This is a genomic window from Wolbachia pipientis, assembly GCF_001752665.1.
Taxonomy (GTDB): Bacteria; Pseudomonadota; Alphaproteobacteria; order Rickettsiales; family Anaplasmataceae; genus Wolbachia; species Wolbachia pipientis_A.
Genome location: NZ_MJMG01000003.1, coordinates 1 through 25,712 on the forward strand (window position 1 = coordinate 1; position 25,712 = coordinate 25,712).

At 31.3% G+C, this 25,712-nt stretch carries 27 protein-coding genes and 2 pseudogenes; 15 read left to right on the top strand and 14 right to left on the bottom strand.

Going from position 1 to position 25,712, the window contains the following annotated elements:
• On the top strand, nt 1–449 hold a 449-nt coding region (locus tag BIY23_RS01910; protein WP_148115207.1), incomplete at its 5' end, for a ribulose-phosphate 3-epimerase.
• Nucleotides 450–726: 277 nt separating this feature from the next.
• Here the strand turns inward: BIY23_RS01910 and prfA are convergent.
• A complete protein-coding gene (gene prfA / locus BIY23_RS01915) occupies nt 727–1,803 on the bottom strand; it encodes a peptide chain release factor 1 (RefSeq protein ID WP_070064890.1) in 1,077 nt (358 codons plus the stop codon).
• A gap of 64 nt (nt 1,804–1,867) precedes the next feature.
• On the opposite strand from prfA, the gene yihA reads away from it, so the two are divergent.
• Together yihA and argB are read left to right on the top strand one after the other, a co-directional pair.
• Nucleotides 1,868–2,446 carry a ribosome biogenesis GTP-binding protein YihA/YsxC gene (yihA, locus tag BIY23_RS01920; RefSeq protein WP_070064891.1) on the top strand — a complete coding sequence of 193 codons (579 nt, stop codon included), beginning with the start codon at nt 1,868–1,870 and terminating at the stop codon, nt 2,444–2,446.
• Entirely contained in the window at nt 2,443–3,345 is a 903-nt protein-coding gene (gene argB, locus BIY23_RS01925; RefSeq protein ID WP_070064892.1) for an acetylglutamate kinase, read from the top strand. The genes yihA and argB overlap by 4 nt, the downstream gene beginning before the upstream one ends.
• A gap of 6 nt (nt 3,346–3,351) precedes the next feature.
• Here the strand turns inward: argB and BIY23_RS01930 are convergent, their stop codons facing one another.
• Both BIY23_RS01930 and BIY23_RS01935 read right to left on the bottom strand, forming a co-directional pair.
• Nucleotides 3,352–4,830, bottom strand: coding sequence for a hypothetical protein (locus tag BIY23_RS01930; RefSeq protein WP_070064893.1), 1,479 nt, complete (start codon nt 4,828–4,830; stop codon nt 3,352–3,354).
• Nucleotides 4,831–4,885: 55 nt separating this feature from the next.
• Nucleotides 4,886–5,956 (bottom strand): hypothetical protein, encoded by a 1,071-nt coding sequence (locus tag BIY23_RS01935; protein WP_070064894.1) that lies wholly within the window; start codon nt 5,954–5,956, stop codon nt 4,886–4,888.
• A gap of 208 nt (nt 5,957–6,164) precedes the next feature.
• Here BIY23_RS01935 and BIY23_RS04875 point away from each other — a divergent pair.
• Nucleotides 6,165–6,827 (top strand): annotated as a pseudogene (locus BIY23_RS04875) (transposase family protein); the annotation flags it as partial.
• 498 nt (nt 6,828–7,325) lie between these two features.
• Here the strand turns inward: BIY23_RS04875 and BIY23_RS01940 are convergent.
• The 5 genes from BIY23_RS01940 to atpG form a co-directional block, all read right to left on the bottom strand.
• Nucleotides 7,326–7,736: a hypothetical protein gene (locus BIY23_RS01940; protein ID WP_070064895.1), complete on the bottom strand. Its 411-nt coding sequence runs from the start codon at nt 7,734–7,736 to the stop codon at nt 7,326–7,328.
• Between the two features lie 801 nt (nt 7,737–8,537).
• Nucleotides 8,538–8,990: a Smr/MutS family protein gene (locus BIY23_RS01950; protein WP_070064897.1), complete on the bottom strand. Its 453-nt coding sequence runs from the start codon at nt 8,988–8,990 to the stop codon at nt 8,538–8,540.
• Nucleotides 8,991–9,563: 573 nt separating this feature from the next.
• Nucleotides 9,564–9,821 (bottom strand): cold-shock protein, encoded by a 258-nt coding sequence (locus BIY23_RS01955; protein WP_070064898.1) that lies wholly within the window; start codon nt 9,819–9,821, stop codon nt 9,564–9,566.
• A 133-nt stretch (nt 9,822–9,954) separates the two neighbouring features.
• Nucleotides 9,955–11,283 carry a TldD/PmbA family protein gene (locus tag BIY23_RS01960; protein ID WP_070064899.1) on the bottom strand — a complete coding sequence of 443 codons (1,329 nt, stop codon included), beginning with the start codon at nt 11,281–11,283 and terminating at the stop codon, nt 9,955–9,957.
• Nucleotides 11,284–12,135 carry an ATP synthase F1 subunit gamma gene (atpG, locus tag BIY23_RS01965; RefSeq protein WP_070064900.1) on the bottom strand — a complete coding sequence of 284 codons (852 nt, stop codon included), beginning with the start codon at nt 12,133–12,135 and terminating at the stop codon, nt 11,284–11,286.
• Between the two features lie 171 nt (nt 12,136–12,306).
• On the opposite strand from atpG, the gene BIY23_RS05210 reads away from it, so the two are divergent.
• From BIY23_RS05210 to glmU, 4 genes are all read left to right on the top strand, one after another.
• Entirely contained in the window at nt 12,307–12,465 is a 159-nt protein-coding gene (locus BIY23_RS05210; RefSeq protein ID WP_186820137.1) for a hypothetical protein, read from the top strand.
• 634 nt (nt 12,466–13,099) lie between these two features.
• Nucleotides 13,100–13,270, top strand: a complete 171-nt coding sequence (locus BIY23_RS05215) for a hypothetical protein (RefSeq protein WP_186820138.1) — start codon at nt 13,100–13,102, stop codon at nt 13,268–13,270.
• Nucleotides 13,263–14,303: a phenylalanine--tRNA ligase subunit alpha gene (gene pheS, locus BIY23_RS01970; RefSeq protein ID WP_070064901.1), complete on the top strand. Its 1,041-nt coding sequence runs from the start codon at nt 13,263–13,265 to the stop codon at nt 14,301–14,303. The genes BIY23_RS05215 and pheS overlap by 8 nt, the downstream gene beginning before the upstream one ends.
• Nucleotides 14,300–15,607 carry a bifunctional UDP-N-acetylglucosamine diphosphorylase/glucosamine-1-phosphate N-acetyltransferase GlmU gene (gene glmU, locus BIY23_RS01975; protein ID WP_070064902.1) on the top strand — a complete coding sequence of 436 codons (1,308 nt, stop codon included), beginning with the start codon at nt 14,300–14,302 and terminating at the stop codon, nt 15,605–15,607. Before pheS ends, glmU begins: the two co-directional genes overlap by 4 nt.
• Before the next feature lie 490 nt (nt 15,608–16,097).
• Here the strand turns inward: glmU and ubiA are convergent, their stop codons facing one another.
• From ubiA to nusA, 4 genes are read right to left on the bottom strand one after another with little or no spacing between them, the layout of a single operon-like run.
• Complete coding sequence (gene ubiA / locus BIY23_RS01980; RefSeq protein WP_070064903.1) at nt 16,098–16,955, bottom strand: 4-hydroxybenzoate octaprenyltransferase; 858 nt, start codon at nt 16,953–16,955, stop codon at nt 16,098–16,100.
• Nucleotides 16,955–17,293: a 30S ribosome-binding factor RbfA gene (gene rbfA, locus BIY23_RS01985; RefSeq protein ID WP_070064904.1), complete on the bottom strand. Its 339-nt coding sequence runs from the start codon at nt 17,291–17,293 to the stop codon at nt 16,955–16,957. The genes ubiA and rbfA overlap by 1 nt, the downstream gene beginning before the upstream one ends.
• A complete protein-coding gene (gene infB, locus BIY23_RS01990) occupies nt 17,293–19,554 on the bottom strand; it encodes a translation initiation factor IF-2 (RefSeq protein ID WP_070064905.1) in 2,262 nt (753 codons plus the stop codon). The genes rbfA and infB overlap by 1 nt, the downstream gene beginning before the upstream one ends.
• Nucleotides 19,551–21,104, bottom strand: coding sequence for a transcription termination factor NusA (nusA, locus tag BIY23_RS01995; RefSeq protein WP_070064906.1), 1,554 nt, complete (start codon nt 21,102–21,104; stop codon nt 19,551–19,553). The genes infB and nusA overlap by 4 nt, the downstream gene beginning before the upstream one ends.
• A gap of 198 nt (nt 21,105–21,302) precedes the next feature.
• Here nusA and BIY23_RS02000 point away from each other — a divergent pair, with 198 nt between their 5' ends.
• The gene (locus BIY23_RS02000) at nt 21,303–21,509 is read left to right on the top strand and encodes a hypothetical protein (protein WP_070064907.1); all 207 of its coding nucleotides are present in this window, start codon (nt 21,303–21,305) and stop codon (nt 21,507–21,509) included.
• Nucleotides 21,510–21,688: 179 nt separating this feature from the next.
• Nucleotides 21,689–21,826 (top strand): hypothetical protein, encoded by a 138-nt coding sequence (locus BIY23_RS05220; RefSeq protein ID WP_186820139.1) that lies wholly within the window; start codon nt 21,689–21,691, stop codon nt 21,824–21,826.
• Between the two features lie 457 nt (nt 21,827–22,283).
• On the opposite strand, the pseudogene BIY23_RS05730 reads toward BIY23_RS05220, so the two are convergent.
• Nucleotides 22,284–22,406: pseudogene (locus BIY23_RS05730) on the bottom strand (IS5/IS1182 family transposase); the annotation flags it as partial.
• 15 nt (nt 22,407–22,421) lie between these two features.
• The gene (locus tag BIY23_RS05660) at nt 22,422–22,526 is read right to left on the bottom strand and encodes a transposase (RefSeq protein ID WP_186820140.1); all 105 of its coding nucleotides are present in this window, start codon (nt 22,524–22,526) and stop codon (nt 22,422–22,424) included.
• A 30-nt stretch (nt 22,527–22,556) separates the two neighbouring features.
• Here BIY23_RS05660 and BIY23_RS02010 point away from each other — a divergent pair, with 30 nt between their 5' ends.
• From BIY23_RS02010 to proS, 5 genes are all read left to right on the top strand, one after another.
• The gene (locus BIY23_RS02010) at nt 22,557–23,258 is read left to right on the top strand and encodes an ankyrin repeat domain-containing protein (protein WP_148115208.1); all 702 of its coding nucleotides are present in this window, start codon (nt 22,557–22,559) and stop codon (nt 23,256–23,258) included.
• 25 nt (nt 23,259–23,283) lie between these two features.
• Nucleotides 23,284–23,637: a hypothetical protein gene (locus tag BIY23_RS02015; RefSeq protein ID WP_070064909.1), complete on the top strand. Its 354-nt coding sequence runs from the start codon at nt 23,284–23,286 to the stop codon at nt 23,635–23,637.
• A 4-nt stretch (nt 23,638–23,641) separates the two neighbouring features.
• Nucleotides 23,642–23,797 (top strand): hypothetical protein, encoded by a 156-nt coding sequence (locus BIY23_RS05225; protein ID WP_186820141.1) that lies wholly within the window; start codon nt 23,642–23,644, stop codon nt 23,795–23,797.
• Nucleotides 23,798–23,799: 2 nt separating this feature from the next.
• Nucleotides 23,800–24,489 (top strand): type I glutamate--ammonia ligase, encoded by a 690-nt coding sequence (locus BIY23_RS02020; RefSeq protein WP_070064910.1) that lies wholly within the window; start codon nt 23,800–23,802, stop codon nt 24,487–24,489.
• A 73-nt stretch (nt 24,490–24,562) separates the two neighbouring features.
• Nucleotides 24,563–25,712, top strand: a 1,150-nt coding sequence (gene proS / locus BIY23_RS02025; RefSeq protein ID WP_070064911.1) for a proline--tRNA ligase, incomplete at its 3' end; no start/stop codon positions are given.

A 25,712-nucleotide genomic window follows, 5' to 3' on the forward strand; every position in this document is an offset into this window, starting at 1 on the left:
TTAATGCAGGTGCTGATATAATTACTATACATATAGAAACTGAAGTACACATTGAATCTTTGATTAAAAAAATAAAATCATACAGGAATGTAAATAATAGAGAAAAAATGGTAAAAGTTGGAGTATCAATCGTACCTTCAACACATCCAAATGCATTGGAGTATATATTACACGAACTTGATATTGTTTTAATCATGTCAGTGAATCCTGGTTTTGGTGGACAAAGTTTCATTGATTCACAATTGCATAAGATATCTGTTGTGAAAAAAATGGTACAAGATCGTAATTTAAAAACGCAAATCTCAGTGGATGGCGGTATTAATCTTTCTAATGTATCAGAAATTATAAAAGCAGGTGCTGATATTTTAGTTGCAGGATCAGCAATATTTCAGGCTCAGAACATGAAAAAAGTCATAGATGATATAAAAAATTTTGGAATGCTAACATAGAGCATAATCTTTAAGATTAAAAAAGCATTTCTTATGTGTTCAGATTTAGGGTAACCATTTTTTCTGCCTAATCTGATGCAAGTATAGCTCTCTTTCCTCAATAGCCCGAAGATGATAAGATGTGGCTTTAGAAGGATTAGATACCAGCAGCATATAGTTACGGTTAAAATAAGAAAAATTTTATCAAAAAGATATATTTTTTACGCTTTTGCAATAATTTTCTGTGTTCCAGTACTTTTTGGTAAAAATATGCAGAATATTTGTTGTCAATGTACACCTATTCCCCGACTAATCTTTCTGCTTCATGATGTGCAATCAGCGCTTCAATAAATTCACCTAATTCACCCTCTTTCAATACATGTTCAAGTTTATGCGAAGTAAGATTAATCCTATGATCTGTTATTCTTGATTGTGGGAAATTATATGTTCTTATACGTTCAGACCGATCACCAGAACCTATTTGACTTTTCCTCAAATGTGACCTTTCCATTTCTTTTTTTTGTCTTTCAATTTCATATAATCTTGCTCTTAACACTTTTAAAGCTTTAGCCTTATTTTTATGTTGTGATTTTTCATCTTGTTGTATAACAACTATACCAGTTGGCAGATGTGTGATTCTAACTGCACTATCAGTAGTATTGACAGATTGCCCTCCTGGACCACTAGATCTATACACATCTATTCGTAAATCTTTCTCTTCTATCTTAAAATCTACTTCCTCTACTTCAGGTAATATTGCTACAGTTGCAGCAGACGTATGTAATCTTCCTGAAGATTCAGTTTCCGGCACTCTTTGTACTCTATGTACTCCTGATTCAAATTTCAATCGTGCAAATACATCTGTACCATGAATTGATGCAGAAGCTTCCTTATATCCTCCTATACCTGTATTAGAGATATTTAATGGTTCAAATTTCCAGTTTTTCTTTTCTGCGTATTTTTGATACATACGGTATAGATCTGCTGCAAATAATGCTGCTTCATTACCACCTGTACCTGCTCGAATTTCCAATATAACATTTTTTGAGTCATCTGCATCCTTTGGTAATAATGCCAATTTCAATTTGTCTTTTACCTGAGGTAACACTACTTTCTGTTTTTTTAAGAATTCTTCTCTTGCTAATTCTTTTATATCAGACTCGCTGTTTTCATCCTTAATTATTGCATCTAAATCTGCAACTTCTTGTTTTAAAGCATCGTATTCATTAATTATTTTTATTATAGGATTTAATTCAGAGTATTCTTTAGATAAATTAATAAACTCCTTTTGACTTAGGTGACTAGGATGCGCTAATTTTTTTTCTATAACGTCAAATTTTCTTTTTAAATCCTGTAAGTTACTCTCTGTTTCCATAAAATATAGCTTGAACCACTTTAAATAAGTAGTATAAAAACCTTTTAATATCAAGTAATATAATATGAAGCAAGACAATGGTTTTATCTTTGGAGCATCAGATATAAAGCTATTACCTAATGAATTAGCTCCAGAGGTTGCATTTGCTGGACGGTCTAATGTGGGCAAATCTAGCTTAATTAATGCATTAATTAACAGTAAAAAAGCTGCAAGAGTATCTTCTAACCCTGGTTGTACTAGGCAAATAAATTTTTATTCTGCATATAACCACAGGCTCAGACTTGTTGATTTGCCAGGATACGGTTATTCACGTGCAAGTAAAAAAGAGATCGTTAAATATTTAAATTTAGTAGAGCACTATCTCTTCTATAGAAGGAACCTAAAAAAAGTATTTGTATTAGTAGATGGGAAAGTTGGATTAAAAGAAATAGACAAAGACTTTATTTACTGGTTAACATGTAATCATATAAATTTTGATCTTATACTAACAAAAATAGATAAAATGAGCATACAACATTTACATGCAATTAGAGAAAGCTCTTGCAAGTGGATTAATAATCAAGCTCTGCTTATGCATGAGGTAAGCTCATATACAAGTTCAGGTATCAAAAACTTGAAAAATGCAATCTATAAGATTATATGAACAATCTAAAAAGTGGATTCTCATTTCAAGAGAAAAGCAAGATACTGCTTGAAGCACTTTCTAATATACCTAATTTTGTAAGTGAGACATTCGTCATAAAATATGGTGGCGTAGCAATGTCAGATGAAACACTATTAAATGCTTTTGTCCATAATATTGTTCTTTTAAAACAGCTAGGCATAAACCCTATAATTATACATGAAGGAGAGTATGAAATAAATGCAGCACTAAAAATGCTTGGCATAAATAACAAGTTCATCAATGATATGAGGCTTACAGATAAAGAAACAATGAATATCATAGAGATGGTGTTATGTGGATCAATTAATAAAAAAATAGTTCAATATATCAATGCTGCTGGAGGGTCAGCTATCGGACTATGTGGAAAGGATGGCAACCTCATGAAAGCAGAAAAAATAGCTACTACCTTAAAAGAAAATAAATTAAGTAACATTGAAAAAATTTTAGATATGGGGTTTATTGGCAAGCCTGTTGAAATTAATCCTGATATACTGTTTTTTCTAGAAGAATCCGATTTTATACCAGTAATCGCACCAGTAGGTTATGGAAAAAATGGAGAAACATATCATATTAATGCTGAAAGTGTTGTAGGTGCAATAGCAATTGCTGTTTCTGCATCTAAAGTAATAATTTTTAGCGAGGGAGATGAAGAAATAAATGAGATGAGTAATAGAAAGATATCTGTAAAAAATCTAAATACTGCAATCAATAATAAAGAAATTAAGGGAGAAAAATTGATTGAAACACTCATGACATGCACTAGGATGGTCGAAGAATGTTCTGGTATGGCACATATAGTGGACGGTACAATACCTAATGTTATTCTTGAGTTATTTACTGAAAATAACTCAAGTGTCTCAATCGTTAATGATCTATAAATATATCTACAATAGATTACACTGTCGACTGGAACGATTTGTTGATTGTGTACTTGCTGTTTTTTTTGTATTTTGCATCGATGTACTAGGAGTAGATTGCTGTGTTAAATCTCTTTCTTCACTAACTTCACTAAATCCACTGTCATTCAATTGACTAGCTAGTGAAGGTGGTGAAATGCTATTTTTAGATCCGAAAGTCAATTCATGTTTCTTTCCCACACATTTCATATGAGAACGCTCTATAAATTGAATAACGATAAAAAAAAAGGCAAGTTCCTCAATATTAAAGTCTATAGCGTATATACTGTCATTATTATTAAAGTCCACACCGTGTATCCTATGGAGATCAAGACAGGTACTGGAAGTTTTTAGATTGCTACTACCTACTTGAATAGCATTTAATGCATGCAAACCATCGAATGTACTATTGATAATATTTGCTTCATCTAGACTTAGGTATCGCAGTGAACCATCTGCAGTTTGTATCATTGGTACAAGAATGTCAAAACGTCTATCGATTTTGAATTTGGGTGTGAAGGAATATTGAACATTTTTATATAAACTAATATTTATCTTTGCGTTTTGATTAACATATTCAGTTAACCAACTTTCAAATATGTTTTGTAAGTAAAGAATATACTCTTTCTCTTCATCAGGGCAGTCAAAATTATTACGATCAATAATATTTAATCCTATAGCGTTAGCAGTGCGTAGTGTATAGCTTTCTATAAAATGAACATTACTAAAGATATCCTTTTTAATATATACTTTCATGTTATCTATCAATATCACCTTATCTCTCAATCTCACAATCATCTCGTCTTCTGAAAACTTTTTGTCTTCTGGAAACTCTTTATCATATCTCGCTATTATTTTCCATACTTCATATAAGAAGTCTTCTAAAAATTTCTTTTTGCTGTCATCACTGTCAAACTTAATACATGCAATATATTTTTCAGTATCTTTATAAGAAACTAATTTACCTATAAATTCACCTTTATCTTTACCTTCATCGAGTAAAATTACTTCAATCATAGAATGAGCTAAATGCCCTTCTAGGTTAGAGGTAACTTCTGGCCTAAGTAGTATTTTTGATTCAAGTTTTCTAGATTCTGTATTTTTCCTTATGTCTGTTTTACCGCAATTAAATGGAAAATATTTAAGGTTAAAAGACTGTGCTAGACTATCATTATTTTCATAGAGTTTGCTAAATCTTTCGGTCGTTGTTACCCCAATAGAATTTAAATAAGCGCCAGATTCCTCAATGGTCATGTCACTGTTAAAAGTATTAATAATATGTTTTCCAGTCGCTAGAAAATTACTATGCTTAATATTTAAATAAAGATTATTAACATTATATGCGCGTACCAACGCTTTCTCCGTTGTAATACTACAACGTTGACTTATAAGCTTTCTTATTTTATTTATTTCATCAGGAGTCTTCCTATATGGTTCCCAAAACAACATAGTTCTTTCTATTATCATGTTTACTCCCTTCCATCCTAATTCTTATATACATTAAAGTAAATTATCATTTTTGTCAATTTGATCTTTGCATATTTACTTTTTGACCTGTGGTATGTGCTGCTACATTAGGGTCATTAATACCTGATTGTGTGTCTGAACATTTCATTACATCAGCATCTCGCTGTTTTTTCTTTTGTTTCACAGATGATGGCATACCCTTGTTACTGTGCTCCCCTCTACCTTGATGTGATACTACCTGTTGTTCGCTACTAGAATCCTGCGTATCATAATGAGTAAGCTGTCTACAGTAAGGTTGTTGTTCTGCATATTGTGCATTAATAACACGATCTTTAATGCATACATCTTTAATAACTACATCTTTTGATACTGATAACTTATAATCTATTGATACCTTGTAACCTAATGAATGATTAAAAATTTTAAGTTCACTATGAACACTTTTATACGACATATTTGTAGATAACATGCTGTCCATTCTACTTGTTGTCTGTTGTAATAGTTTAACTGTGTTAATACTATTTGTTTTATTTTCTGGTTGCGATCTAAAAAGATCATTCTGTTTGTGATTTTTTTTAAGTATTATATTATACAATAATGTATACTCACTTGATCCTAACAGAACGTACTCAATGGTTTGTAATAGTAGTATTTGTAGTGTTCCAAGTCTCTTTGCAATTTGTATTCTTTCTTTATCAGATAGTTCATCATTCTCCAATATCTTTCTTAGTTCTTCTATCTCATGCCTTAATTTCTCAAGAAGTGACTGTTCCATGCGAAACTTCCTAAACAATAAAGCTAGCCAATTTTTTTTGTGCTTTTTTTTGCTAAAAATATACTGGATATAACAGCAAAACCCTTCCCATATGTCTTTACTCAAGCCACAAAAACCACTATCGAAAGTCGTAGCAAATAACTCTACATTAGAAAGTAAAACAGAAAACTCAGAGCTTTCTTCTAAGTCATTTGTCTTCTCTTCAAGTAGAACTGCAGCACATTCATCATATTGCGCAAACTCATTAGATTCGCTTTGAAGCTTATTTAATTTTTCTTGCCTAGTTAACTCTTCATGCTTGATTCTAGCATAAAATTCCCCACTATTACCATCACCATTTTTATAGAACATATCCAAGCTCTAAAAGCCATAAAATATTCATTGTACATTATAAAAAAAAACATTCAACCACATTTATAAAAAATTTAAATCTATTGCGAAAGCAAGGAAGAAAGTGTAAACAAGTAATTTTGTGTATATGAAATGGGTATAAGCTATAAAAAGCTCAAAAACAGGGCAAGAATATTCAAGCAATTAACAGCAGTAGGCATCAAAGAATTTAGTAGAAGAAATCAGTCCTGAGTGGGAGAAGGTTGAAAAGAATAAGAAAAATCATGGTAGAAGATCACATATTAGAAGATAAGGTTTTATGTTTATTATAGAACATATATAACACACGTGTTTCTTGGATATCTGACATGAATCTAATATATGTAGATTACTACAGAAAGTAGATTACTACAGAAAATAGAACCGTTATTAGCAAAGAAGATCAACATTACAAAAGATAGAACCAGATGGAAATCTTACAGAGCAACCTATACAACGTCCAAAGAATTGGAAGAAGAAAAAGAAGAGTTATTCTGGAAAAAAGAAAGTGCACACAGTAAAAACCGAGATTCTTATGGAAAGAAATGGAAAAAGTATCCAAGTCATATGCAGGAAGCACACATGACTTTCATATCAGGAAGCAAGAGAAGTTTTTACCTAAAAATAGTATAAAATATACAGATTCTGGATATCAAGGATGGTAAAAATTACAGAGTAAAGTTGTTATTCCTTATAAAAGGTATCGTAAGAAACCTTTAACACCAGAGCAGTAATAAAAGATTAGCATCATTAAGGATGAAATAAGATTAGGCAAATAAAGATTTTCAAAATTATGTCACATGTTTACCGTAATTTTCAGAAGAAACACAATATGAAATTCAATATCATTGCTGAACCTTCAATACTCTTTCTTATTCTTGCACTCATCTCATCCTTATTTCTTCTTCTGGCATTTCGCAATGGGTCTACTCTAGTGTATCTCTGTTATCATCCAAATGTCATAGAAAAGTGCAAAGATATTACGATAAACCTCTTTACAAAGAACGACACCTAATCGAGTGTTTTTTCAGTAAAATTAAGTACTTTAGACGTATTTTCTCTCATTTCGATAAAAAATATCCTCTTTCCTTGGTTTTATTGCTTTTACTTCTTCTATCCTTTGGCTTCGTTAAGTGTACACTACATAATAACAAAATAGCAGATCTTGTACGCTAAATCTTAATGAAAAAGGGGATTATTATTCTTTGTCCTATTCCTTTTACCCAATGTTTCGCCAATGCCCAAGGTTATATTAAACACATTCAAGAAAGGACAATTTTGTCAGTTAACTCTTTTTTATTAGATGAAATATTACCTACGCAGTAATATATAGGTCTTTTTTTATTACTCTCTATATATTACGTGGTGGTTGTATATTTATAAAATTAATTAGTGGTTCAACACTTTCTAAGTATCCAGCTGCTGATAGTGCATCAAAATGATATTCTATTTTCTCTTCAAAATTGAATCCTAATTTTTCACATAATTTTTGAAAATATTCTCTGATAATATCAAATAAATTTTTACCACCTACTTTATAATTTTTCAATTCTTTAGGAATAGCAAATGACAACTTGCCATCTGTATATGCTATATTTTTGTCATCTTTAGATTCAAGTGTAAATTTTATTGAACCATTCAATTGACATATTTCTATTTCTACTTCTCTTTTATTACGGATAGTGACGTTTTCGTTGCAAGTAACCGTTATATTAGCATGATTATTACAATCAATGTGTACTGTAGAATGAGAATTACACATGAGCCCGTATGTTTCACCAAAATAGCAGGCAAGTCTATTTTCACCATACANTTAATTCTTCTAGAATAGCATTATTGGGAACCTGTGCTCCAGCATATTCGAACATTTTTTTTAACACTTCTTTTACAAAAGAGCGATAATCCTTGTCTTCATCTTTCTCTTCTCGTAGCTTTTCTAATTCTTCTACTGTACTTGTACACTCAAAAACCTCTTCATTTTCTTGCAGCTCTTTTAATTCTTCTTTCTTATGTAATAGGTCATTATGTTGTTCATATAACTTAGTAATCAAATCTTTATTGATACTCTTGCCATTAATAAGCACATCCATCCTAGAAAGGTCTTTATACATACATTCACCAGAACGTACTTCATCATTACTAAGCTGAGCCTTTAATTTATCATAATTAAGCTCTTTCAACGCAGCTTTTAATGTAACCACTAAATTATCATTCATACTTGCCATAAAATTATATTCTCCGCTATGTTATTATATCACAAATTATTTATAATTCAATAATAAAGGTGGAACGTTATCCAGTATAAATAATAGAGTTCTTTCCAAATCTCATTTTCAGAGTTCATAAGACCTTTTGTGAAACAGAAAATTACTGCAAAAGCATAAAAATGCGTCTTCTTGATAAAATTTCTTTTTTTTAAGGCTATCCAACTTAACAGTTTTTTTGATCCCAGTAAATCTTCTGAGCATTAAAAGGTCTGTTGGTCATTTCCTCATCTCTATCTTGGATTTATATCAGCTCTTCAATGTACTGTCAATATTACATTGATGATAGAGTTATAGATCTAAGTTAGGTTTATATTTCTTCTTAATAAAATATAAAATGCTCCTTTTCCTCCATGTTTTTTTGCTGCTTGTTTGCAGGATAAGATCATGTGCTGGATTTTAGGGTTATTTAACCATGTATTAAAGCTGCTTTTTATAGTTTCTGTTTCATTGATTGTACTGCTATGTCCTGTTACAACTAATAAACACCTATTACACATTTGATAATTTTCAATAATGAAATCTATTAATTTATGGTAAGCATTATCGATACTATAATTATGCAAATCTAGCATAACATTTATGAAGTATTTATCCTTTAAATAATTTTGCGAAATATCATGTCTATGTTGTAGATTATTAGTATAGAGTTGTTTCTTTGGTAATTTTGTCTGATAATAAGTGTTAAAAGTAGTTTTTTTACACTCTATGCGTTTAACATTTTTTTGCCAATCTAATTTTTCATCAGACATATGGAATCATTAAAAAGTTTTTGATTATATGAAAAGCATACTTGTATATCTGCATTAGAAAACAAAAATAGACAGTATATAGAATTATTATCAAAAAATTTTTATGAGCAATATGCAGAAGAAATTAAGCAATAGAGTTCTTTCCAAACCATTGGCAATATAGTAAAATTGTTTTTATAGCGTATTTCGCAATGGGTCTACTGAAAAAATATACAGAGAAAATGTTTAGATCAGAATAGATTTGGTATACTTTTTAGTCCTTTTATTTATTAATCATCCAGTGAGAGAATTAAATTAAAACTTCTTTCCGTTGATTCAAGTTTCATATCCTTTGACTTATTTATAAAGTCGTCTTATAAAGCAATCCATATTTATAGCTAACCCAATAAAGATTTATTGAGCATCAGACAAGACAAAAAAAGCTAATGCAACAGATTTTAATATAAAAAGACAGTAAAAGAAGAACTGAAAATGAAAAACATTATATTTTCTATACCATAAAGATACACCAACTCTTCTTTTATCAGTGAACTATCGCTTCACTACTCTATTATGCAAATTAATTACTTAAATTTATTCCTCCACTAACCTTAATTTAATTGCAAATATTTGTGTTTTACCAGTTTTTTTATTGGTTTTGGTTTCAAGATCATAACTTAATCTTTGTCCTGGCCTGCCGTGTCTTGCTACTTTTAGTGTATTAATGTTGATTCCAGAGCGCGTAAATTCACTAGCATGTACAAATACCTCTTCTTTTTCTTCTTTATTGTCTGGTTCAATAAAACCAAAACCTCTTGCTACATCAAACCACTTTAAATTACCATATTCCATCTTATAACTCCTGGATATAAATTTTAATAAATGAGAAACTTTGAAATTGAATGCCACGCTAGTTTTAGAAAAGCACAACTTTATATTTCACAGTTGTCATTATTATTTTACATGATAATTATATCAAGTGCAATTAAATTTTGGATGAGCCTGCAACTGTCATTTCAGCAATTTTGATCGTTGGAGAATTATATTGCCCACAAAAGCTTAAATCATCTGCAATAGTGATATTACTCAACATATCTTTTAAATTACCAGCAATGGTAATTTCATGCACTGGATACGTTATTTCTCCATTTTCTATATAAAAACCAGATGCACCTTGACTATAATCACCATTAATTAAGTTAATACCAAAACCAAACACATCAGTGACAAAAATGCCCTTTGTGATATTTTGTATTAACTCTGCAAATGTAATATCACCGTTCTTAATATAAAAATTACTAGCTCCAGGTGTGATAGATGCATTGCTTGCTCTTATTGCATTACCAGTTGTGATTAAGTTTAAACGTTTCGCTGAAGATAGATCTAAAATCCAATTTTGTAAAATTCCATTGCACACGAGTATATTCTTTTTACTTACTATTCCTTCCCCATCGAATGGTCTTGATGCTATTCCTTTTGGCAACATTGGATTATCAATAATTGTAATTTGATCACTAAAAATGCTAGCATTTAAACTATTTTGCAAGAAAGAACTGTTACTTGCTACGTTATTACTATTGATAGCAGATGCAAAATTTTTAACAAGCTCTTTTGCTGCTCTCTTTTCTAGAACAACTGGCAATCTACTAGTTTCTATAGTACGTGCATTTAGCTGAGCAGCTGCCCTTTGCGCTGCTTCTGTTCCTATAATTTGCGGAGTCTTGAGATCATAAAAATTACACCCTATATCGTACTCATAACCAACTTTCATCTGGTCTTTTTCTCTAGCAATAACAGCAACTTCATTGGTAAAGATTGACTTGCTAAATGAGCCAATGAAACCTGTAGCTGTAGATAATGCTATATTGGTCAAAGTGTATGAAGCGGATGCTCCTTCAGAATTAATAATTTTATCATGTTTGAGAGCAGTATTTTCTGCAGTTTCAGTAATTTTAGTTAAATCATTTATAGTAATAATATTGCTATCTAAAATTGCTAAACCTGTTACAGATGGCAGATCTTGTGTGGCAAAATCAATATAAATATCCTCTGGTGCATTTTTTGCCATTTCAATCACTAAATTTATTACTTCATCAAGATTAGTTAAATCATTAGTAGATACATATGCAGATTTATTTTTGTTTGCTATGGCCCTAATGCCAATAGTGCAATTTTTTGATTGTGATACTTGCTCTATTTTCAGCAAACGTTGAGAAACTGAGATTTTATTAGTTTCGTGTATCACTACTTCTGCATATAAATTGCGCTTCTTGATTGATTGAGTAATATCTGCTGCAATGTTTAGTATATCCATTTATGAAAACTCCGCACCACTGATAATTTCAATTAAGTCTGTAGTAATTGCTGCTTGACGAGAACGGTTGTAAGATAATGAAAGCTTACCAAGCATCTCTTTTGTATTCCTATTTGCCGATTCCATAGTAACCATCCTTGCACTATTTTCACTTGTTGCATTTTCTAGTAAGGCAGAATAGATAGCGATTGCAGTATAATTTTGAACAAGGGATTTTAAAATAAACTCAGTGTCATTTGGCTCATATGCATAGAGATAATCCATAACATTAATTAATGATTTATCAATTAAAGACGAGTCACTATTCCATGGTTTAACTATTTCTAATGTTGATTTGTATACAAAAGTATTATAAAATTTATTATAAAAAATTTTTATTTTACTATATTTACTTAAATCCATACCATTAATAATACTATTGATGCGTTCTAGGGTAATATCTTTGCTTTTTTCTGTATGCAAGATATTAATACTAGAATCCAATTTATTCTTGCCAATATCAAAAGCTTTTGTACCTAAAAAAACAATATCTATACTTTTACTATTGAGTATAAAATTTTCTATATGTTGATGACTAAATTTAATAATAGAAGAGTTAAAATTACCACATAAGCCACGATCAGATGCTATAATAAATAGCAAATATAAATCATCATTTTTGACATTTAAGGTTTTTGCCTTAGAGAGGAAAGAGATAATATTATGTAATTTAGATATATACATCCTTAAGTATAATAACTTTTTTTGATTTTGTGATAGTTTAGTGGCAGAAATCATCTGCATTATTTTAGTAGTTTTCTGTACGGATTGAATATTCTTAATTCTTATGGATAACTCTTTCAAGTTTTTCATAGTACTATCATAACATTATGTAAATTAATTATAATATTATGCATAAATTTTGCGAAGAAAAATTTAAAGCGGCTTAGAGAAGGAGTGTAAAAAACAATTTCCAGAGGGGCTGTAGTGTCTCTGCCCATTGTACGGAAGTTTTATAATACATGTACATACGGTGCTATTTGTATGAGTGATGGTAGTATTGCTATTGTAGCTCTTGTTGTATGTGCTGTTCTTACTGGTGTATCATTATATTGTGCTGGTCCTAACACTATTTCTAATAGTGAAGTGAGTAACCTTTATGCTACGGCAAATGCACAACAGGGACAGCAGTCTAGAGCTTAGGATTTATTCTACAAGAATAAATCAAATGGTGTAGTAGTTTGCCCATTTTAATCTCATAGAGTTTTTTCCAAACCTCATTTCAGAGTTCATATCCAGCGATTAAATTAAATCTAATGCCAAATTGCTTTCGTCGATTTCGATATTTGTCAGCAAAAACGTTTTAACATTCCAATAGTGGACCCATTGCGAAATGTCAGAAGAAGAAATAAGGATGAGATGAGTGCAAGAATAAGAAAGAGAAGACCTATTGCGAAATTAATACTCAGAAGATTTTCTGGGGTCCAAGAAACTATTAAGTTGGATAGCCTTTAAAACAAGAGAAAAATTTTATCAAAAAGAGACATTTTTTACTCTTTTGAATAATTTTCTGTTTCGCAAAAGATCTAATGTAGACGATTGTGGCAAAACTGCGGAAATAGCTCAACACTAGCCTGCAAATGGTTGTTTTAGCTTTTGCTGTTTTACTTCTCAAAAGATTATGAACAGGTTCTAATACAGAAAACTATGCTTATAGGTATTGCATAAAAGGAGAGAGTTTCATGCACTAAAATCTGGAGTAATACCTCATATTACAAAGAAATAGACACTATATTAAGTAATGTTATACTAATGAAAATAAAGGAAAGAAGATTATATGATACTAACATTCTCAAAGTGGAAAGACTTATTAAATCAAATTGAATTAGATATAATAAAAGCACGAGATATTATACAAAATGTTGCTGAGATAACGTTATTACACGCTGCTAGAAATAGGCATTTAGGCTGCTCTAATAGCAGACAGAAAATGAAGAAAAGTGTATAACAAACTAGAAGTAGAAATAGCTTTACTTGAAAGTAAAGCTATTTCTGAAATTAAAACTATTGTTTCATTGCAAGGGTTAGAGAAGATCAAGCTAGATTATTTGGGCAAGAAGGGAATAATCAGATCTTATTTCCATAATCTAAAAAAAATAGAAAATGTGGAGGAAAAGAGGAAGCTAGGTGCAATTATTAATGCTTTTTATGATAAATTAACTGCTATAATACAAGAAAGAGCAAGTAGATTAAAAACAGAAGAAATAAATCTTAAATTACAAAATGAAACAGTGGATATCACACTACCTGTGAGACCAGAAAAAGTTGGAAAGATTCATTTGTTAACTAAGGTTATTAGCGAAATAAAGTTTATTTTTGCACATATGGGCTTTAAAATAGTTGACGGGCCTGATATAGAGGATGAATTTCATGTATTTGATGCTTTAAATACTCCAAGCCATCATCCTGCAAGAGAGACGCAGGATACATTTTATCTGACAGATAAAATGAATAATCAGAAAATGCTACTGCGTACTCACACTTCATCTGTACAAATTAGGATTATGGAAAAAGCAAAGCATTTTCCAATTAAAATAGTGGCACCAGGAAGGGTATACAGGAATGATTTTGATGCAACTCATACTCCTATGTTTCATCAAGTAGAAGGCCTATATGTTGATAAAAATGTAAATATGGGTCAATTGAAATTTACCATTCACTGCTTTCTTAAAAAATTTTTTGCAAGCAAAGATTTAAAAATACGTTTTCGCAATAGTTTTTTTCCATTTACTGAACCTTCTGCAGAAGTAGATATAAACTATAAGGGTAATAAATGGATAGAAGTACTTGGATGTGGTATCGTGCATCCTAATGTTTTTAAAAATGTTGGTATAGATAATACGCAGTATAGCGGTTTTGCATTTGGTATTGGTGTTGAAAGATTAGCAATGATAAAATATCAGATTGATGATTTAAGGAATTTCTATGATAATAAAATTAATTGGCTTAATCACTATAGTGTTCATTTTGCATCAAAATGAATAAAGTTCATACAGTAATTGTACTTGCTGCTGGTTATGGTAAGCGCATGAACTCAAATTTACCTAAAGTATTGCATAAAATAGGTAATTTCCCTATGTTAGAGCATGTGATTTTTAATGCAAAGCAATTAGCACCAGAAAATATCGTTATTGTAGTGAATCAATCTTTGAGAGAAAATCTAAGTAAACTTTCTGATATAGAATTGATTACGCAGGAATCAATACTTGGTACAGGTTATGCAGTACGCACTGCACTTCATAATCTTACAGAACTACGAGATTTGGACATAATTGTAGTGCAATATGGTGATACTCCATTAATAAAAAGCAGTACCATAATAGAAATGATTGATATCCTGCAAAATAAAGCTTTGGTTTGTCTTGGTTTTAAATCTCATAAGCCAGAATATGGCAGGTTAATTATTGAAAATGGTGCCTTAAAGGCAATTGTAGAAGCACAAAATGATACAGTAAAAAGAGAATATCTTGCGAATGCTGGGGTAATTGTAGCATATGCAAAGGAATTGCATAATCTAGTAAGGAAAATAGAGCGTAAACATGAATATCATCTAACTGATATAGTATCTATTGCAGCAACATGTGGTTTAGAAGTAGGGTATGTGGTCACCGATGAGGCAGAGGGAATAGGTATAAATAATAGAGATGATTTGATAAAAGCTGAAGTGTATTTTCAAGAGGATAAAAGAAAGCTCTTCACTGATTTAGGAGTCACACTTGTTTCTCCAAAAACTCTGTTTTTTTCACTTGATACACAAATTTTCAAAGATACTGTTGTAGATCCATATGTTTTTTTTGGCCCCGGAGTTACAGTTCAATCTGAGGTAAGAATATTATCGTTTTCTCATCTGGAGCATTGTGTCATTATGAAAGGTGCTACCATTGGCCCGTTTGCAAGGATAAGAAAAAATACAACAATTGACGATCATGCAATAGTAGGTAATTTTGTAGAGATAAAAAAGAGTAACATTCAGAGAAATGTTAAAATAAAACATTTAAGTTATATAGGAGATACTGAAATAGGGCATGGAAGTAATATAGGTGCAGGTACAATAGTTTGTAATTATGATGGCAAGAATAAACACAAGACACGCATAGGTAGAGATTGCTTTATTGGTGCTAATAGTTCATTGGTTGCACCGCTTAATATTCATGATAATTCTATGATTGCAGCAGGAAGCGTTATAGTGAAAGATGTTCCAAAAGAAAGCTTTGCTATTGCAAGAGAAAAACAGATTATTAAAGAAAATTTTAATAAACAACTTAAGGACAACAAAAACATTTAGAAAAAATCTTATTTTACGTTACTTTGATTTAATGCAAACCTTACCTTATTTGGTTAAGTCTTTACTTGTGCTAGCTGTAGCTGTTACATCTGTTAAGTGTGTACCTACATTATGTATTTCTTTTGCATTGGTATCAGCTTCTTAATCATTAGATCTTTTACGAAACAGAAAATTATGCAAAAGAGTAAAAAATGTCTCTTTTTGATAAAATTTTTCTTATTTTAAAGGTTATCCAACTTAATAGTTTTTTTTGGACCACAGAAATCTTCTAAGCATTAATTTCGTAAAAGGTCTATTATTAAATCCACCTTCAGAATTAGGAAGAGACACTATACCACCATCAGAACTCACTATATGAGATTGTTCTTCTGTCCTTTGATTTAACCCCTGGGGGGCACAATACTACATTCAGCAGATGTTACAGAGCAACCTATACAACGTCCAAAGAATTGGAAAAGAAAAAGAAGAGTTAAATCTATTGTGAATACGCCTAGCTGATAATTCTACCAAAAAATATACCTAAAAAGAGCAGTAACCCTATATAAGAATTGTTCTTAAACATTAACATACATTGAGCAGAGTTATCACAGTCGAATTTTTTATGCTGATAATATAGCATAATGCCTATAATACATAGTGCTATGTAAAAAATGTTATGCAGTGATGCTAAAATTCCTGCATATAACCACATCATAATAGATAATATATAAAATCTTTTTAGCCAGGTTTTTGTGTTATTACCAAAATATAATGCTGTTGACTTTATACCAATTCTAACATCATCATCTTTATCTTGATGTGCATATATAGTATCGTAACTAAGTGTCCAAAAAACACACCCTATATAAAATGAAAGGGATTCCATACTGATTTTATTTTGTATGGCAGAAGAACCCATTAATATTCCAATATTAAATGTTAATCCAAGAAATAATTGAGGCCACCATATGTAACGTTTTAATAATGGATAAATAATTACCATGAATACAGCAATTATTCCCAATATTACTGTAATTTTATTTGTTAATAAGAGTATTATAAATGCAATAGATAACAGTGATAAAAATAGAATTAAAGCCTGCTTTATGCTTAATATACCACTTGCTAATGGTCTACATTTTGTACGCTCAACATGCATATCTATTTCTTTATCAAATATATCATTAATGATACATCCAGCAGGTCTCATTAAAAATGTTCCTACACTAAACAGAATAAGGTAATAAAAAGTGTGCCAGTCTAAGCAAGAAGAAGCTAGTATTATGCCGCTTAAGCTTGGGAATAATAAAAGCCATAGCCCAGTAATGTTATTCAATCTCATCAATGTCAAATAAGAGGTAAAACGCATCAATCTTGTAATATTTGGTTGATGTTAATAAAATTGTTAAATGCTAAATCCGGCTTAAAAACTAATTCAGGTATAAAGCGTAAATTAACGTACTGTGATAGATATTTACGTATTAACCCTATAGATTGATTTATTTCGTTAATAATGGGATTAATATTATCACTTTCTCCATTTGCTGATGATAATACAATATACACGTTGGCCTTATTAAGGTCCTTACTTAATTTTACCGCGGATATCAGTACGCTTTTACTGAGAATATTATTTTTCATTAAGATCATAGATAGTGCTCTATGTAGTACTGATGCTACTTTTAAATTTCTAATTTCTTTCTTCATTATAATGTAGCTGTTTCTTCTATTAATTGGTAAGCTTCTAATATATCGTTAACTTTAATATCAGCTTTGCTCTCTATCAACATTCCACATTCAAAATTTGCTCCTACTTCTTTAACATCATCTTTGAATCTACGTAATGCTTTTAGCTTGCCTTTATTTAATAATTTATTGTTACGTATTATTTGAATCATGGAATCTCTTCGTATCACACCATTATTTACATAACATCCAATAACAGATCCAGCTTTAGATATACCAAATATCTGCCTTACAACAGCAGAGCCTATCTGAACCTCTCGAGTTACTGGCTTAAGCATATTAGTTAGATATGACTTCATATCATCAATAAGGTCGTATATTATATTGTAGCTATATATTTTTATACCTTTCTGTTTTGCTAAATCTTTTATTCTTGAATCTATTTTTATATTAAATGCCAAAATCACTGCGTGAGATGCTTCTGCAAGAAGTATGTCTGAATCTGTAATTCCCCCAACTGCTTTATGTAGTATATTTACTTTTATTTGATCTTTACCTAATTTATCAATTGAATTTGAAATTGCATTAATGGAGCCAGTAACATCACATTTTAGAATTACAGCCAGTTCTTCCATCTTTTTATCATTACTGAGGAACATATCTGGATTATTTTCCTCTAGATTTTCTTTTTTTCGTTTAACTAATTCCAGTCTATGTGCAACAATTTCACGTGCCTGTTTTTCAGACTGTACAACAACGAATTTGTCTCCAGCATATGGCATATCATTTAATCCAGTAATTTCAACAGGTGTAGATGGTAAAGCAGCTTTCTCACTTTTACCAAGGTGGTTTACCATGTTGCGCACTTTACCATACGTTGTTCCTGCTACTAACGTATCACCTATTTTTAATGTACCTTCTTCAACTATTAACGTTGCTGAAATCCCTTTGGCCTTATCTTTTCTAGCTTCTATTACCCACCCTAATGCGCGACAATCTACTATTGCTTGAAGATCCATTAATTCAGCAATGAGCAAAATTGCTTCTTCTAATTTGTCTAAATTAATTCTTTTTTTTGCTGATACTGGAATAACAATGACATCACCATCTAAATTGTCAGGAATTAGACCATGTTCAGGTAATTTATTAGTGATTTTTTCTACATCACCAGGCTGTGATTTATCAATTTTATTTATTGCTACGATTATAGGAACACCTGCTGCTTTTGCGTGGTTAATTGCTTCAGTTGTCTGGTCATTTATTCCATCATCTGCTGCTATTACAATTACAACAATATTAGTAATATTTGCACCACGAGCACGTATTTCAGTAAATGCTTGGTGTCCAGGGGTATCAATAAATGTAATTTTTTGTTGAGTTGCTGTTGTCATCTGATAAGCACCGATATGTTGCGTGATACCTCCAGCTTCACTTTTTGCAATATTAGATTGACGCAGTGCATCTAATAAAGAAGTTTTACCATGATTTACATGACCCATAAAAGTAACAACAGGTGATTTTTGTTCTTTTGATAACTCTCCTCTGTTATCTAAAGATAATAAATTTTTTTCTTTGCTGGTTTCGCTGACTCTCTTAGCTATATGACCAAACTTCTTCACTATTTTACACGCTATATCAGGATCAATTAAGTCGCCAATCATATAATTTTCTCCAATGTCTTCTTTTAACAGCTTTAATACATTTTTACTATTTTCTGCCATACGTATAGATAATTCCTTAATTGTAATATTATCTGGTACAATTACTTCTCTTGATATATTTTTCCCTTTGGTAAATTTTGATTTTTTATTTCTGATACCAAATTTTTGCCTAAAATTCTGTTCAACTCTTTCATCTATTGCTTGCTCAATAATTAATTTGGAATGTTTAGAATACACATCTTTACTTATTTTAGCAGATTTTTTTTTGCTATCTTCACTATTATCTTGTGAATGTTCTGGCACTTCTTCTTTTTCATCAACTGCTTCTACAGATTCCTCTACAAATTTTTCAGTTTCTTCTACAAAAGTATCTTTATCATTTTCTTCTGTTGTGTGACTTTTTAGTAGAGCAGCATTCTGAACAGCATGTATACGTGATATTTGTTCTTGTTCTGTGAGGGAGCTTAGATGGCTATGATCAATATTCTCCTCATCAAGCCTTTTTCTACGCTTTTTTACTATAGTAGTTCCGATAGTTGCACCTAGTACAGCACTAGCTAGCTTAAGTTTACCTGAACCTTGAAGAGTTAACCTTTTACTACTGATATCTTCGTCATTCATATTATTCCTAATTTTTTACGTGCTTCTATTATTATTGAATTAGCTAAACTTTTTAACTGTTCTAAACTAGCTTTTTGATCTGCAGAGGAAAGCATATTACAAAATTCATAGCTGGATAAATCTGCAATATCTGCTAAAGTTTTAGCTCCATGTTTTATTAAGGCAAATTTGTCATTTATTGATAATGGTAAATTGATTACATATTCATCCATACCTAAAGTTTTTAACTCTGCAATTTGTTTATCATTTTCTTCCTGAAGATATTTGTGTGCTCTATTGTGCAATTCATGTGCAATATCTTGACTGAAACCTTCTATAGAAGAAAGCTCTTTAATTGAAGCATTAGCTATATCCTCTACGCTTGAAAATCCCTCAGTCACTAGAAGTTGCCCCATCATTTCTTCTAAATTTAGCGCTTCAGCAAATAAAGCAGAACATTGAGTAAATTCTTTATTACGTCTTTCTGATTCTTGTGAAACACTTAATATTTCAGTTTTCCACCCAACAAGCTCTGAAGCTAATCTGATATTTTGGCCTTTTTTACCTATAGCAAGACTTAGCTGATCTTCAGGTACAATTAATTCTATATGCTTTTCATCTTCATCAATAATGACTTTAGATACTTCTGCAGGAGTAATTGCTCTTACAATAAATTGTCCCAGATCAGGAGAGTAGTGTATGACATCAATTTTTTCTCCATTTAACTCTTGTATTATCGATTTAATTCTATCTCCTCTAATGCCTACGCACGCTCCTACCGGATCGATATTTTTATCAGGAGAGAAAACAGCAATCTTTGACCTTGATCCGGCATCTCTCACTGTAGATTTAACGACTACCAACCCATCAGCAACTTCTGGTACTTCTTGCTTGAGCAACGCTTCTAAAAATCCTGGATGCGTACGAGACAAAATCACTTGCTTTCCATCATCAGAGCGCTTGACATTTTGTATATAAGTCTTGACTTTATCACCCTCACGAAATCTTTCATCACCTATTAAATTTCTTAGTGGAAGAAATGCATGCGTGCCGTTTATATCAAGCACAAGGTCTGGATACCCTACTTGCCTTATAATACCGTATCTAATTTCGCCTACTTTATCTTTAAAATCTGCATATTGTTTTTCTAGCTCTGCGTCTCTAATAACTTGTACAATTTTTTGCTGAGCAATTCTTGCTGATGTAAGGTCTGTATCGAGAGAGAGTAGTTCTTGTACAGTATCACCAATCTTTACTGTATCATTTGGATGCATCAATTTTGCTTGTGAGAGAGTGATAAACTCAATGTATGAGTTTAAGTCTGAATTATCTTCTACCACTTTTAATATTCTGTGAGCATGCACTCTTCCTGTATTTCTATCTATATTGATAATAATCTTACTCTTATCACCATATTTTTGGTGTGCTACAGCCCCTATAGCACTTTCTAGTGCTTTCATTATAACTTCAAAATCTAAACCTTTTTGCTCTGAAACTTCGATTGCAGTTTTGATGATATCAAAGTTTCCTAGTATATTACTTTTTTTATGTTTAGAAACACTTTTACTCATATTTAATTAATTCATTATTGTAGCTCTAGAAGCTAACTTAATTGTTAAGTGATTACCATTGAAAGTCAAGTTCTATATAATAAGCAATTAAGACTTAGTGAGTTTAAATGTATTGTAGTTAAACTGTATGCTTAACCACTGTAATTTGTCATATTAAACTCTTAAAATACATAGTTTGGCTATTAATATGTGGTGAAAATGTCAGGATATATATGTTACGAGTATTTTCATTACTTAGTTTGTTGTCAGAAAGATAAGTCAAAGTATAGTGATCAACTAGATATAATAAAAGCAGCATTTCTTGCTGGGGCTATATGCACAAAGAAGTTGCCCAACAGAAGAGATAATATACTACCTATTGAGTTAAGCGAGGAAAAGCGTGCATTACTAAGTCGAAAGAGGTAGTAGAGGAGGATGTAAAGGGTTTTTGTAATAAGCTGATTCCTGATAGGACTGTATGTGATAGAACGCACTTTATAAGATGGGTAAAGGATAATAATGATTTCACAAACTGGGTAAGCAGTAAGTATAAACTAGAATATGATTTAGTTGATCAATCAGATAAAGAGTTCTATGCAGAAGCAATGTATGAAGCTTTTTGTAAAATAAATGATAGATTAAACGATAGTGAAGACATTGATAAACTTAGCTTGGAACTTACAGAACACTATACCATTGATTTAGAATTATCTAATATAGTTACAGGAGTGTTTAAAAAGTGAGCATAAAGAGTATGTGAAAAAATTATTGATGATAGAACTGTATGCAATAGAACTCACTTTATAAAGTGGATAAAAGATAATAAAAAATTCAAAGACTGGTAGAAAGTCAGTATAAGCTAAAATATAATTTAATTAGAACCTGTTCATAATCTTTTGAGAAGTAAAACAGCAAAAGCTAAAACAACCATTTGCATGTTAGTGTTGAGCTGTTTCTCGCAGTTTTTCCACAATCGTCCAAAGGAGCATTCCACAACCCATCTTGTTGGCAGCAGAACAAAAGAATGCAGTTTCAATACAGTTGCACCAATCATCTCTTTTATCTTAGTTGCAAAATTCTCTCCCTGAGTCAACTACTAATCTCCAAAAGGTTTCCTCTTGCATCATTGCTATAGCACCGCTCCGATCAGTCTGTTGTCACGTAAATTGCATGTGTTGCGTATCTACTGCAATATGGTGCTTTACCTTTTTTATACCCTTTCTCTTTAGCAGTATCTCTGTTTTTGACACTTTGTGCATCAATTATGCAGAAGCTTGTTTTTTCTTTCCGATTATTGTTTCGTCGAACCTTGCCAACTATTTTTCTAGAATACTTTCTTTATTTGTGTTCTGTCCACTTCTTGAAGTAATCATAACAACACAACTTTGGAAATTCTTTCGGTAACATTCCCCATTGGCAACCACTTTTCAAAACATACAACACTCCACAAAATACATCCCACCTTCCTTGGTTTTGCCTTCTTTCAAGAATGATAATGTTATTCGTAAATTACAAAATTATTTAAATACGGCTTTCGCAGAAGAACATGAACAAAAAACAAAAAGGGAAATAACTGCGAGAGAAATATTCCAGGCTAATAATACTTATATTAATAGTTTAACTGAAGAAGATCTGAAACAATGTGATAAACGTGATAGAAATGTTTTATCTCTGCTTATAATAGCTAATAAAATATTAGATTTATCTTATCAAGACCTAGAAAAATTCGTATATATAATTACTAGTGAAGCTTTAAGTGCAAGAGATAAGAACGATTGCTGTGCATCGTATTATTTAGTTAGTATAAATCAATTGGATAACATTTTAGATAGAATAAAACTAACAACAGCTAAACTATTGATTCAGAAATTGACTGCACCAGCTCGATTTGATATGCAATATGGTACTATGCTTGTGAAGAGTGTTCATCAGACTATACTTATTAACAGTGCTTTACTGGTAAAATTGAATAGACTCACTGATTACTCTTTTTTTAATGATTGTTATAATGATAAATTGCTGCCTGCTCTGCATCGTGCAGTAACTTCTGGCAATGTACGGGAAGTTAAGCGTTTTATACAACATGATAAAGTAGATGTTAATGCTGTGGATCAGAAAGGAGAGACTGCGCTTTATAAGGCTGTAAAAGGCTGTAATATGTATACGTCAACCTGAGATTCTCAATGTAATTACAGAATTGTTGAATAACAGCACAGATGTTAATATTGCTTGTGATGTAAGACAAACCCCTCTATCTGGAATTCTTGGAATGGTAAAGTGTGCAGATACTAAGACAGATAAAAATATATGTTCACAAATAACACAGTTACTGCTTGCACGTGGTGCAGAGATTACTGATCATATTCTTACGCGATATTTGCTTAGTGAAGAGCATGTTGACATGCGTATTCTTGGTAAAGATGTAATTAGGTCTTTTATAAAACATTTAAGTAAGAAAATGAATGATAATGAAAAAGATATGTGTAAAATTGAGAAAGCTATTAAAGCGTATTTTAAATGGAAAAAACTCTTCTTTATTAGAAGCTTCAAATAAGGATATGTCTGAAACTGGTGAGAAAAGTATGGATGAATCAAAAGAAAAAATTTGTATATCTGGATCAGAAGAAGAATGTAGTAGTGCCCAGTCTGTTGTGTTGGAGGAAATATCTATTAATAAAGTGAATAATAATACTCAGCAGGGACAAAACAAATAGGCATGCTACCTGTTTTTGGTATTGAATTGGAATTTTATATTGAAAATACTGAAGAAAATTTCTTTCTTTCCAAGATTAAAGACGAGATAGGCTTGCTTGGATTTATTTGTGAAAAGGAAAAGTCCATACATCAATTTGAAATAAAAAGCGGGTGTTATACCAATGCTAATATTTTATGGGAGCATTTCAAAATAGTGAAGGAGATGCTTGTAGAAGTAGTAGAAAAGCAAGGAGGTAATGTCTTGTTTGAGGCTAAACCTTATTTAAATAGAGCAGGTAGTGCGTTAAATATACATATTAATTTATTGGACGATAACAACCAAAATCTATTTCGCTTATATAATAATTATTTAATTTATAGTATTGGTGGGCTATGTTCAATGTTGAAAAGACATATGTCATATTTTGTTCCAAATAACAATTCATATTTAAGGTTTAAATATCCAGATATAAACACTCCAACAACAGTCAGTTGGGGTGTAAATAATAGAACTGCTGCAATTAGAATTCCTAGTGATTTTACTAAATGTAGACTGGAACATCGTGTTCCTGGAGCAGATTGTGACCTAAAAGATGTGCTTGCAGCAATATATGAAGGTGTGGTTTTTGGTATTAAGAATAAGGTTTTACCTCCAAAAAGGGTATATGGAATTGCTTCTGATCCTCAATATAAAATGGAGAAATTAATATAAACGCAAAGCACTGGAATCTATTTACTAGAAGTGCGATGTGTGATATGTTTAGGTGCAGCATATTAAGGTTATAATGTATTTATCTAAATATTATCTTCCTACTTTGAAAGAAGCTCCAAGTGATGCTGGAATTATCTCTCATAAGTATTCCCTGCGTGCAGGTTTAATTAAGCAGGTAGTATCAGGTATTTATACATGGTTACCATTAGGTTTAAAAGTATTGCAAAATATTGAATACATAATTAGAGAGGAAATGGAGAAATCTGGTGCAATCGAGATTTTAATGCCTTGTATACAGCCGGCAAGCCTTTGGCAAGAGTCAGGACGTTATAATGATTATGGTGAAGAGATGTTGCGTATAAATGATAGAGGCCAACGTAATATGCTTTTTGGTCCCACTCATGAAGAAGTTGCAATAGATTTAATTAGAAATGTAGTAAAGAGTTATAAAAGTTTGCCGTTGTATTTATATCAAATTCAGTGGAAATTTCGTGATGAACTGAGACCACGTTTTGGTGTGATGAGGGGTAGAGAGTTTTTAATGAAGGATGCATATAGTTTTGATATAGATTACGAAAATGCAATAAATTCATATAATTTAATGTATAAGACTTACATAAAGATTTTTAAACGTATAGGCTTAACACCAATTGGTGTGAGGGCAGACACTGGTCCAATAGGAGGAAATTTAAGCCATGAATTTCATATATTAGCAAATACTGGAGAAAGCACTTTATATTATGATAATGAATTTGTAAAATTACTTGAAGATGAGGAAATAGAAAGCTTAAGGCATATATATGCAGTTGCAGATGATATGTATAACATTGAATCCTGTCCTATATCTCAGGAGAGATTGAAAATTAGCAAAGGAATTGAAGTTGGACATATTTTTTATTTTGGTGATAAATACTCACAGCCAATGAAAGCGAATATTACTCTAAAAAGTGGAGAAAATGTCAATATACATATGGGTTCATATGGTGTAGGGGTATCTAGGCTTGTTGGAGCAATAATAGAAGTTTTTCATGATAGCAAAGGAATTATATGGCCAGAGGCAGTGGCGCCTTTTAAAATCGGGTTAATAAATTTACATCATAGAACAGAAAAGTGTACAAAAATTGCAAATGAATTGTATAAAGCTTTTGGTGGAAATACAGTGCTTTATGATGATCTGGAAGAAAGTACAGGCATAAAATTTGCCAGAATGGATTTAATAGGGT